The 10,641-nt window shown below is 61.6% G+C and carries 13 protein-coding genes and 1 other RNA gene; 11 read left to right on the top strand and 3 right to left on the bottom strand.

Annotated elements, in window-relative coordinates; translation table 11 throughout:
- Positions 1–133: 133 nt before the first annotated feature.
- Both Q0072_RS21090 and Q0072_RS21085 read right to left on the bottom strand, forming a co-directional pair.
- Entirely contained in the window at positions 134–442 is a 309-nt protein-coding gene (locus Q0072_RS21090) for a DUF1294 domain-containing protein (protein WP_298333849.1), read from the bottom strand.
- 425 nt (positions 443–867) lie between these two features.
- Positions 868–1,593: a hypothetical protein gene (locus tag Q0072_RS21085; protein ID WP_298333847.1), complete on the bottom strand. Its 726-nt coding sequence runs from the start codon at positions 1,591–1,593 to the stop codon at positions 868–870.
- 181 nt (positions 1,594–1,774) lie between these two features.
- On the opposite strand from Q0072_RS21085, the gene Q0072_RS21080 reads away from it, so the two are divergent.
- The 6 genes from Q0072_RS21080 to rnpB all read left to right on the top strand — a co-directional run bounded on the left by Q0072_RS21080 (position 1,775) and on the right by rnpB (position 4,715).
- Entirely contained in the window at positions 1,775–2,452 is a 678-nt protein-coding gene (locus Q0072_RS21080) for a TerB family tellurite resistance protein (RefSeq protein ID WP_298333846.1), read from the top strand.
- Positions 2,453–2,690: 238 nt separating this feature from the next.
- A complete protein-coding gene (locus Q0072_RS21075) occupies positions 2,691–2,936 on the top strand; it encodes a hypothetical protein (RefSeq protein ID WP_298333844.1) in 246 nt (81 codons plus the stop codon).
- A gap of 68 nt (positions 2,937–3,004) precedes the next feature.
- Positions 3,005–3,742 (top strand): N-acetylmuramoyl-L-alanine amidase, encoded by a 738-nt coding sequence (locus tag Q0072_RS21070; protein ID WP_298333842.1) that lies wholly within the window; start codon positions 3,005–3,007, stop codon positions 3,740–3,742.
- A gap of 2 nt (positions 3,743–3,744) precedes the next feature.
- Positions 3,745–3,873: a hypothetical protein gene (locus Q0072_RS21065; RefSeq protein WP_298333841.1), complete on the top strand. Its 129-nt coding sequence runs from the start codon at positions 3,745–3,747 to the stop codon at positions 3,871–3,873.
- The gene (locus tag Q0072_RS21060) at positions 3,870–4,241 is read left to right on the top strand and encodes a hypothetical protein (protein ID WP_298333839.1); all 372 of its coding nucleotides are present in this window, start codon (positions 3,870–3,872) and stop codon (positions 4,239–4,241) included. Before Q0072_RS21065 ends, Q0072_RS21060 begins: the two co-directional genes overlap by 4 nt.
- Positions 4,242–4,275: 34 nt before the next feature.
- Positions 4,276–4,715: RNase P RNA component class A (rnpB, locus tag Q0072_RS21055), an RNA gene on the top strand.
- Positions 4,716–5,057: 342 nt separating this feature from the next.
- On the opposite strand, the gene Q0072_RS21050 is transcribed toward rnpB, so the two are convergent.
- Positions 5,058–5,348: a putative quinol monooxygenase gene (locus tag Q0072_RS21050; RefSeq protein WP_298333837.1), complete on the bottom strand. Its 291-nt coding sequence runs from the start codon at positions 5,346–5,348 to the stop codon at positions 5,058–5,060.
- Between the two features lie 396 nt (positions 5,349–5,744).
- Here Q0072_RS21050 and Q0072_RS21045 point away from each other — a divergent pair, with 396 nt between their 5' ends.
- The 5 genes from Q0072_RS21045 to Q0072_RS21025 all read left to right on the top strand — a co-directional run.
- Entirely contained in the window at positions 5,745–6,197 is a 453-nt protein-coding gene (locus Q0072_RS21045) for a division/cell wall cluster transcriptional repressor MraZ (protein WP_298333834.1), read from the top strand.
- A complete protein-coding gene (rsmH, locus tag Q0072_RS21040; protein ID WP_298333832.1) occupies positions 6,194–7,189 on the top strand; it encodes a 16S rRNA (cytosine(1402)-N(4))-methyltransferase RsmH in 996 nt (331 codons plus the stop codon). The genes Q0072_RS21045 and rsmH overlap by 4 nt, the downstream gene beginning before the upstream one ends.
- Positions 7,186–7,647 (top strand): septum formation inhibitor MinC, encoded by a 462-nt coding sequence (locus tag Q0072_RS21035; RefSeq protein ID WP_298333830.1) that lies wholly within the window; start codon positions 7,186–7,188, stop codon positions 7,645–7,647. The genes rsmH and Q0072_RS21035 overlap by 4 nt, the downstream gene beginning before the upstream one ends.
- A gap of 85 nt (positions 7,648–7,732) precedes the next feature.
- On the top strand, positions 7,733–9,532 hold the full coding sequence (locus Q0072_RS21030; protein ID WP_366941867.1) for a penicillin-binding protein 2: 1,800 nt from the start codon (positions 7,733–7,735) through the stop codon (positions 9,530–9,532).
- A 30-nt stretch (positions 9,533–9,562) separates the two neighbouring features.
- Positions 9,563–10,641, top strand: a 1,079-nt coding sequence (locus tag Q0072_RS21025; RefSeq protein WP_298333826.1) for a UDP-N-acetylmuramoyl-L-alanyl-D-glutamate--2,6-diaminopimelate ligase, incomplete at its 3' end; no start/stop codon positions are given.

The raw sequence follows: 10,641 nt of genomic DNA, 5'->3' as shown, positions 1-10,641 counted from the left end.
TTACGAGGCGGAGGGGTATCTTACGGACGGTTATACCCCTCCGTCAGCGTCGCTTCGCTCGCTGCCCATCGCTTGCGAAAGCTATACTTTCGCTACGCTACACCCCATGATATGGGGAGGAGAAACAGCCGCGTTAAATCTTAATTGTCACCACACCCGAGAGTGTTTGGAGGAGCAGGATCAGGGCCAGCATCGCCAGAAGGTGCAGCCAGGCGATCCTGCTGAATTTACGTCTGAAATCGCGCTTGACGCTTTTGTGGCGAAACAGCCGCATGGACAGTCCTGCCGCAGGCCAGCCGCCCAGCCAACAGAGCCGCAGCAATGTCGCTTCGGGCACGCGGCGCTCGCGGCGGATGGCCCGGCGCTTGTCAACGGCCCACACCTGAAACGTCACCAGATTGATCAGGGCCAGCCAGCCGAGGGCCAATATCCAGAGGGTCATGCTGGGAGGATAGAGCGGATGGGATAAGAAGGTTTAAACCCGTCAAGGTTGAAATTATTTATTGGACAGGCGTGAATTATAGCGCATCCTGAAGCTTATGAAGCCCGTCACCATCAGAACGGAAATCCCTGTTGAGTTGGCGGATGCCCTCGATATTGCCGCCTTACGGAAAAATGTCTCACAAGATCAGGCCATTTGTGAGGCTTTGCAGAACTGGCTCGATCTGCAAGAACACACACAGCCACGACGAAATCAAGGCGTGGGCAGCCCGTCTTGACCGATAGTAAGGGGTTGGCCACGGATCGACACGGATGCCGCCTCCGGCGGCGTCACGGATGGTTCGGAGAAGATTCGTCGGTTGGACCAAGACATCCGTGAGAGGGCCGCGCAGCGGGCCTCATCCGTGTCGATCCGTGGTTAAAAACCTATTCGCCGTCCTTCTTGCCCCAGCCGAGCTTATTCATCAGGCCGGTGGCCCAGTTGCCGCTCGATTGGCCCTTGCCGGACTTGCCCGTCGTGCGTGACGAGCCGATAGCGGCGTCGGGATCGACCGGAGCCGTGGTGGCGCTGGTCTTTTGCGGGGTGAGCACGTCCAGCGTCTGACGTTCGGTCGCAGGCTTCATCGCCTCGGCAATGATCTTCGCCTCTTCCTCGGTCTGCATCTCTTTGAAGATGTTGGGATGCCCGGACAGTTCCTTCGCCGCGCGTTCGCAATCGCCGGGCAGGGACCAGTTGACATAGGCCCCGGCGGCCTGACCCTTGGGGGCCTTGCGCGCCTCTTCCCAACCGTTGAAGCCCTGTTCGCGGGCGGCCTCGGCGCTCTTGCGGCCTTCCGGCGCCTCGCCCTTTTTCGACAGGGTCAGGGCGGCCTCATAGGCGCGAAGATACGAGGCGCCGATCTTTTCCATGTCTTTGCTCAGCGGCTCGATGTCCGAGATGCGTTCGGCCAGGTCCATATGCCCGGACAGGATGCCGTGGCACCACGCCACGCGGTTGAAGTCGTCTGCCGGCGCGTCGGTGATAACGGGCGTGCGCACGACCTGTTCCTTGATGCCAGTGACATTGGTGGCGATGGGGCCATCATCGGTTTGTGCCATTGCCGAACCGGCCAGCAGGGCCATACACACAGTCGCCGTAATCGTCGCTTTCATGGACGCCGTCATCCTCATATCCAGACTCATCCCTTTGTCATGCGGACAAATTGGGGCGAAATCGCGTTTTATCGTTATTTTAGAGTGGAATCCCCTGTGCGCACAGAAAAAATCTCTCTTACAGAAACTTAAGGGGTTTTGCGCCGTATAATGGCCTAAGGTAGTGGTCAGGATAAGACCAATGAGTTTCTGGAAGACCCTCGCGCACAAGGCGGCTCACGCCTTTGACCCCGCCGACTGCACCGATTGCCCCAAGGGGCAGCCGGGCCGCGACCCGGCGTTCGCCACGGCGGTGACCGCGCTGGGGGCCAAGCTGGCTATGGCCGACGGGCTGGTGGACGAGAGTGAGGAGCAGGCCTTTTTCGACGTCTTTCAGCCCGAACGCGGGGCCTATGACAATATCCGCCGCCTGTACGATCTGGCGCGCCAGACCAGTCTGGGGTTTGAATCCTATGCCCGGCGGCTGGCCAAACGCTATGCCCAGTGCCCGCGAATCCTCGAAGACGTTCTGGAAGGCCTGTTCCACATTGCGGTGTCCGATGGTCACCTGACCGACCGCGAAGAGACCTATCTGGAAACCGTGGCGCGTCTGTTTGACATCAGCCCCGCGACTTATCGCCGCATTCGCGCCGACTATGCCGGGCCGGACGCCGATGACCCCTATCATATTCTGGGCATCCACCCGGACGTGGCCGACCATGAAATCCGCATCGCGCGCAACAAGGCGCTGGGCGATGTGCACCCGGATCGTATTCTGGCGCGCGGCCTGCCGTCTGAATATGTGGGCCTTTTCACGCAAAAGGCGGCGCGCATCAACGAGGCCTACACGCAGATTCTGCGTGAACGGGCGCTGCAATAGGGGCACATTGGGCTATGAAATCGATGTCTCTCTTAACAAGTCATAAAAAAGTTAAGTTAACGCTCGGTCAGGTGGTTGACGCGGGCCTTAATCGTGCCAATCTGCTGTGGTGCAGTGCCAATACTCCCCATCTGGCATGGCGCGTAATGAGGTCAGTATAGCCATGAGCGATTTGAGGTCCGTATTCGGAAGTTTCACGCGCCCCCATCCGTGGGCGCAAGTGCGTCGGAGGAACGCTATGGCCAGACTGAAGCACATATTCATGATGACCCTGATCGGGCTCATCTCACTCGCCGGCGCCGTGCTGGCGGTGATCTTTACCGGTATCGTCGCCGCGCTGGCCCTGATCGGCGTCGGCCTGATGGCGGTGACGGCGTTTTTCACGCGCAAGCCCGTGCGCGTCACGGTCGATGCCCATAAGCGCAAGCGCGAAGACGGCGTGCTGGACGCGCGCAAGAACGGCTCGACCTGGGAAGTCTATTAATCTTTTAAACCTTGAAGGTTTCGCAACCCCGGCCTATCAAGCCGGGGTTTTTTGTTGCGGATTTGCCGATGATTTCGCTGCCTTCCCCCAATTTCAATGCGCGCCCGTCCGTGCCCGACATGGTGGTTCTGCACTATACGGGCATGGAGACAGCCAAGGCGGCGCTGGACCGGCTGTGCGATCCGGCGGCGCAGGTGTCGGCCCATTACGTCGTCGATGAAGACGGCACGGTCTATCACCTCGTCGATGAGGAGCGCCGCGCCTGGCACGCCGGGGTCTCGGTATGGAAAGGTGAGCGCGACATCAACGGCGCGTCGATCGGCATTGAGCTGGTCAATCCCGGCCACGAGTTCGGCTATCGCGACTTTCCGCAGGTGCAGATCGACGCACTGATCGGGTTGCTCGACGGCATTCGCGGGCGCTGGGACATTCCCGACCACCGCATTCTGGGCCATTCGGACGTGGCTCCGGCGCGCAAGGAAGACCCCGGCGAGCGTTTCCCCTGGCAGGCTCTGGCTGAGGCCGGGCATGGGCTGTGGGTCGATCCGCCGCTGCCGCCAGAGGGTGTGATGGGGCCACCGCTCGATATAGGCGACACCGGGCCGGGCGTGTTTGCGCTTCAGGGGGCGCTGGGCAAGCTGGGCTACGACATCCTGCCGGGCGGGCCCTATGACGCGGAAACAAAGGCTATCGTCACCGCCTTTCAGCGCCACTGGGTGCAGACGCGCATCGACGGCAAGGCCGATGCCCTGACGCGGGTGCGCCTGATGGCCCTTTTGCGTCATATCACGCTTCTGGAGGTCTGAGGATGAATAACGCGGTATTTATAGCTCTGTTTTCCGTGTTTTGCGGGGTGTTCACGATCTTCATCTCTGTCTATGCGGCGAAGAAGAAGGGCAAAAACATCGACAAGCATAAGGACGGGGATCAGGCATGACCTACCAACGCTGGGACTATGTGTTTTTGCTGATGTCGGGCCTGTGGGGCCTGATCGGCGTCATGCTGCTGGCGGCGGGCAGTCATGCCGATCCGCGCCTGACCTCGGCCGGCATGTTTCTGCTGTTCCACGCGGCGACGGCGATTGGCCTTGTCCATTCGGGCTTTATGGGGCCGCGGATGCGTCTTAACGTTCTGCTGCTGCTCATGGTGGGCAGCGGCGTGTTTGCCGCCGATATTTGTTCGCGCGTCATGCGGGGGCAGGGGCTCCTGCCCAATCTGGCGCCCACCGGTGGTGTGCTGGTCATGCTGGGCTGGGCCGGGGTGGCTCTGGCGGCGGCCTTGAAGCTGACGGCGAAGAAGGCTTGATTTAGGTCTGCCTTTCCCGCACAAGGCGCGTGGATCAGATGACCGGGCGATCGCGGAAGACTAACCTCTTTCGAGGAAAGTCCGGGCTTCACGGTAATAGGGCGGCGGGTAACGCCCGCCAAGGGTGACCTTAGGGATAGCGCCACAGAAAACAGACCGCCATTTTAGGTGGGTCACCTCATCGCTATCCCGAAAGTGGACTCCACTTTCGGGGATGAGGTTCCCGATCTACAGTTGGTAAGGGTGAAACGGTGCGGTAAGAGCGCACCGCGCGACCGGCAACGGAAGCGGCACGGCAAGCCCCGCCCGAAGCAAAACCGAATAGGAACGGCGCGTCGGTTCTCCGACAGGGTATTACCGCCCCAGCACGTTCGGGTTGGTTGCATGAGCGCCGGAGCAATCCGTCGCCAAGATGAATGATCGCCAGAGGGCGCAAGCCCCGAACAGAACCCGGCTTACAGGTCATCTGATCCCCTCTCACACTAAAGTCCTGACGGACTTCAGGGTGGCGTCTGTTTCGTCAAATCAAGGCTCGAAGCGGTTCTTCGCCTTAATTTGGCAGATCTGCCACCTCTTCGATTTAATCGAAGAGGTGGCGCTTAGTGACCGAGGTCTTTCCACACGTCGTCAGTCGGGATCATTTTTCTGCGGTCAGAAGACTGCACCAGTGCACGCCTAACCTTCTGATCTCTCCAGGCCAGATAATCGGGATCGCTATTTTCAGCTTCGTCCAAACGAAGACTTAGCTCTATCTGTTTGGGGGGCTCAATGCGTGACATGGGCCTAATCTGGCAGATAGAGGTGAGTTTAAGAAGTTTAAATCCCATACCCGCCCACCGGTTCCGTCACGATGTGTTCGCCGAAGGAGGCGATCAGCGGCATGGCCTGCCGGATGGTTTCGGCCACGGCGGGAATGTGGAGCGAGGCCTTGTGGCTGTCGGCTGAGTCCCAGACCTCGGTGATCCAGAGTTTGTCGGCGTCCTGCGGGTCCCTGGCCACCACATAGTTGAGGCAACCGGGCATATTGCCGACGCTGGCGGTCATTAGCGCGATCAGTTCGTCGCGTTTACCGGGATGGGCGGAAAAGCTGCCGATCAATCCGTACATGTGTCTCTCCTTTGGCCGCCGATCCTGCCTTTTTCTGGTGACAAAACCTGTCAGCAGACGGCTGCGCCGTGCCATGTGGATAAGTGCCGTCACGCACAGGCTTATGCACAGGCCTTGTTAATCTTTGTGAATCGGCCGAGTTCAGGATTTGTAAAGGCTTTGGCAATCCTTTGTTCAGCTTGTTTGCAAAAGTGTTAACAGGTTCCCTTTCCGTTCTATCCCCTTGTCCCTGTTCGATAAATTCTGTGCCGAAAGGCATAAAGTGTCAGTCAGAGTCATTGCGTCCCACTTCATCCCATGTTAACCCTAATTGGGTCGGCGAAGCAGGGCTTTCGTCGGGCTTTGGGCATGAATCATACCGAATGAGGGAGCGGGCATTGGCCCGGACGCGCAGGGGTGTTTCTCTCCACGCACGAGAAGCAACTGGATGCGAAGCGGAGACTGCTGGTCCCGCAGGACTTCCGTGCGGCTGCGCTGGTGCCCTTTGACGGGATGGGCGGCTTTGACGGCCTCTATGCCTTTGCCCTGAAATCGCTCGGCTGCGTCGAATGCGGCGGGGCGCAATTTTTCAGCCATTACAAAAAGATCGTCGATGCGCAGCCCTTCGGCTCGGCGCCACGCCGTATTCTTGAGGCGCGTATTTTTGGCGATATGGCCAGGCTCAATTTCGACACAGCCGGGCGCATGACCCTGCCGGATGCCCTGTGTGAGCAGTTCGGGCTGAAAGACGCCGTGCTGCTGGTCGGCCTCTATGACCGCTTTCAAATCTGGAACCCCGATGCCTATGCCGCGCATCTGGCGACGCAGGAGGCCGAGCTGTCCGGCGTGCTGACGGAGTTGGGGCTATGAGTGTCTCTGGGAGCGAAGCACCGCACATCTCCGTCCTGCTGAATGAGGTCATCGCCGCCGTGGCCCCTGAGGCCGGGCGTCTCGTGGTTGATGGCACCTTTGGCGCTGGCGGCTATACGCGGGCCTTTCTGTCGCGTGGGGCTGAGGTCATCGCCTTTGACCGCGACGCGCGCGTCCTGCCGTTTGTCGAATCCGTGCGCGGCGACTTTGGTGACCGTTTCCGCTTCGTCAATCGACCGTTCTCCGAAATGGCCGAAGGGCTGGCGGAACTGGGCGTCGATCAGGTCGATGCCATTGTGCTCGATATCGGTGTCTCCTCCATGCAGCTCGATGAGGCCGATCGCGGCTTCTCCTTCATGCGCGACGGGCCGCTGGACATGCGCATGGCCGTCGATGGCCTGAGCGCGGCGGATATTGTCAATGAGTGGGCCGAAGCCGACATCGCCCATATTATCTGGCTTTACGGTGAGGAGCACAGATCGCGCGCCATTGCGGCTGCCATCGTCAAGCGCCGTAAGGAAACCCCGTTTGAGCGCACGCTCGATCTGGCTGCCGTGGTCGAAAAGGCCGTCGGTGGGCGTCGCGGCGACAAGGTGCATCCGGCGACCAAGACGTTTCAGGCGCTGCGCATCGCCGTCAATGACGAGCTGGGCGAGCTGGAAAGTGCGCTGGAGGTGTCTGAGCGCCTGCTGAAGCCCGAAGGTGTGCTGGCTGTTGTCACCTTCCATTCGCTCGAAGATCGCATGGTCAAGTCCTTCCTGGCCGAGCGCGCCGGGCGCACACCGTCGGGCTCACGCCACGCGCCGCAAATCCAGACCGGCCCGGAACCGACCTATCACCTCGATTCGACCAAGGCGGTTGCCCCGTCCGAGGCCGAGCTGAGCGTCAATCCGCGCGCCCGGTCGGCCAAGCTGCGCGCCGCCCGCCGCACCGTGCACCCGCCTTTTGATGTCGCCCGTAACGCGTCCCCTTCCCGGAGAGCCGTCAGATGAAAGCCCTGATGAGTCTGTTCGACCGTCGTATCCGCGGTGTCCGCCTGATCGAAGCCATCGGTCTGGTGCTGGCCCTGATCATGATCTTCTGGGTCTGTTTGTCCAAGGTCAAGGAAGGGCAGGAGGTCGCCCGCCTCAACGCGCTCAATGCCCAGATCGAAGAAGAACAGGCGGCCATCAAGTCGCTTAAGGTCAAGGTGGCCAATCTGGAGCAGCCGGCGCGTATCGAGGCGCTGGCGCGGCAGTATCTGGGGATGGAGCCCTTGTCGCCCAAGCGCGAGGCGGGGCTCGACAATCTGGTAGAAATTTCGCGCTCGGTGGCGCGTCCGGAAATCCATGCCGCTCCGCCGGTGACGGCGGCAACGGCGACGCCCCCGGCCATGTCGGAAGAGGAAAGCGCGCCCATCGCGGCACCTGCGACCCCGGCAGCGCCTGCGACAGGGGGAGCCACGCGATGAGATACGGACACCGCCTGTCGTTTATTGACTCGACTGCCTCTGGCTTTCAGTGGGTGGCCGATAGAATGTGGCCCGAGGTCACCCAATGAGATACGGACACCGCCTTTCATTTATTGACTCGACCGCCTCCGGTTTTCAGTGGGTGGCCGATAGAATGTGGAAAGTCGAACATGCGTTTGAGCGCGCCAATGCGGTCGCCTCGGACCGGCTGGCCAGCGCGCGGATGCGTATTTTCTTCATTCTGGTGGCCATGGGCGTCATCTATGTGGTGCTGTCCGGCTTTGCGGTGAAGGCGGCCCTGTCGGGGGGGCACGGCGGCGTGGACTACAGCCTGCCCGCCGATGCGCGTGCCGACATTGTCGATCGCAATGGCGCGCTGCTGGCCACCGATGTCTTCAACTATGATCTGTTCCTCGATCCGGCGGACATCATGGCGGCGGATCGTCCGCTGGTGAAGCGCGCCCTGATCCAGCTCCTGCCCGATGTGCCGCGCGATCAGCTCGATTCGGCGCTGTCGGGGGATAAGCGCATGATGGTCATGCCGTGGCTGAGCGCGGGGGACAAGGCGCGCATCCTCAGCTATGGCCTGCCTGGTGTGGGTTTTGAGCCGCGCCGCCTGCGTGGCTATCCGCTGGGCACTGCCGGAGCCTTCTATATCGGCATGACCGAAAAGGCCGGTAAGGGCCTCGCCGGGGCCGAACGCGCGTTTCAGGATCAGATTGCCCGCTCCAATGCGCCGTTTCCGCTGGCCATGGACCTGAGGGTGCAAGGCGCGCTGGAAAACGAGGTGCGCAATGTCGCCATGGCGCAAGGGGCCAAGGGGGCCATGGGTCTGGTCACCAATGTGCGCACGGGCGAAGTCATTGCCATGTCGAGCTGGCCGGAATTCGACCCCAATCAGGCCGGCCGCTATGCCGATAATAACAAGCTGAACCGCGTCACCAATTCGGTGTTCGAAGTGGGTTCGGTGTTCAAGGTGCTGTCGGTGGCCATCGGTCTGGAATCGGGCACGGCTTCGCTTAACACCACCTATGACGCGCGCACGCCCTATCAACTGGGCAAGCGCAAGATTTCGGACTACCACGCCGAAAACCGCATTATGACGCTGGAAGACGTCTTCCTCGTTTCGTCGAACATCGGGACCACCCTGATGGCCGAAAGCGTCGGCATCGACACCATGACCAAATTCTATAACGCGCTGGGCCTGTTCCGCGCCGCCGATATCGAGCTGGCCGAAACGGCGTCGCCACTGCTGCCCAAAAAGTGGTCGAAGGATTCGCTGGCCTCGTCCTCCTTCGGGCACGGCATGTCGATTTCGCCGCTGTCCTACGCGCAGGCCGCCGCCGCGACCATGAATGGCGGCTATCTGCGGCCCCTGACGCTGCGCAAGTACGACCCGGCGCAGCCCCTGAAAGGCGAGCGCGTCTTCTCGGCCAATACTTCCCGTCAGATGCTCGATCTGATGCGCGTCAACGTCCTCAAAGGGACGGGGGGCAAGGCCAATGTGCCGGGTCTGCGCGTCGGCGGTAAGACCGGCTCGGCGGAAAAGGTCATCGGCGGGCGTTATGACCGCTCCAAACTGCTGTCGTCCTTCGTCGCGGTCTTCCCCACTGACGGCAATGTCGAAGATGACCGCTACATGGTGATGATCATGGTCGATGAGCCGACCGGCAACAAGGACACGTTCGGCCTGCGCACCGGCGGCTGGGTGGCCGCACCGGTGGCCGGCCGCGTCATCGACCGCATCGCACCCTTCCTCAATGTGACGCGCAAGGATGACAAGTTCGCCGACTCGGAGTGGGTTAAGGCGCAGGTGATGAAGGAAGAACAGACCGGGGGGGCGACGGTGACGGAAGCGGCCGTCCCGGCGGCGGCAGGTCATTAAAAGTAAGCGTATGAACAAGGGAACTGAACCATGAGCGGGCTTCGCCTGTCGGACATATTGAGGCGCGATCTGGACGTCGATCCGGTCGTGACCGGCGTGACCGCCGACAGCCGCAAGGTCGGACCGGGGACGCTGTTCTGCGCCCTGCCGGGGACGGCGCGCGACGGCCGTGAGTTCATCCCTCAGGCCCTGTCGCAGGGCGCGGCGGCGGTGCTGGCCCCCGAAGATACGCCGGCAACTGCCTCCAATATCCTCACCGCCTATGATGTGCGCCGCGCCTATGCCCTGGCGGCCAAGGCCTTTTATGGCGCACAGCCCAAGACCTGCGTCGCCATCACCGGCACCAATGGCAAGACCTCGGTGGCCACCTTCTGCCGTCAGATGTTTGCCCATATGGGCTACCATTCGGCCAGCGTCGGTACGCTGGGCATCGTCACCCAGAACGGCGCGGCGGAGCACGCCATCACGCCGCCGGGCCTGACCACGCCGGACGCCGCCGACATTGCCGAGCATCTGGCGGCACTGGCGCGCGATGGCGTGACGCATCTGGCGCTCGAAGCCTCCTCGCACGGTATTGATCAGCGTCGCCTCGATGGCGTCACCCTGACCGCGGCGGGCTTCACCAACCTGACGCAGGACCATCTCGACTATCACGCCACCATGGAGGCCTATCGCGCCGCCAAGCTGCGTTTGTTTGAGCAACTTCTGCCGCGCGGCCGCACGGCGGTGCTCAATGCCGATTCCGAGGCCTATAACGCCTTTGCCGCCTCGGCCATCACCGCCGGAGCGTCGCTCCTCAGCGTCGGAGAGCGCGGGCAGCACCTGACCCTGACCCACCGTGACCTGACGGTGGATGGCCAGATCCTGTACCTTGAGCATCAGGGCCGCAAGTTCGAGGTCAAGCTGAAACTGGCCGGCCTGTTTCAGGCGTCGAACGCGCTGGTGGCGGCGGGCCTATGTCTGGCCGCCGGTCAGAAGGTCGAGCCGGTGCTGGAGGCCCTGTCGCACCTGACCGGGGCGCGCGGGCGTCTGGAGCGCGTCGGTTCGACCGGCAATGGCGCCGAAATCTATGTCGATTACGCCCACACGCCCGACGGGCTGGAGACGGT

It is taken from the genome of Asticcacaulis sp. (assembly GCF_027484505.1).
Taxonomy (GTDB): Bacteria; Pseudomonadota; Alphaproteobacteria; order Caulobacterales; family Caulobacteraceae; genus Asticcacaulis.
This window is presented reverse-complemented; position numbering and strand designations above follow the sequence as displayed.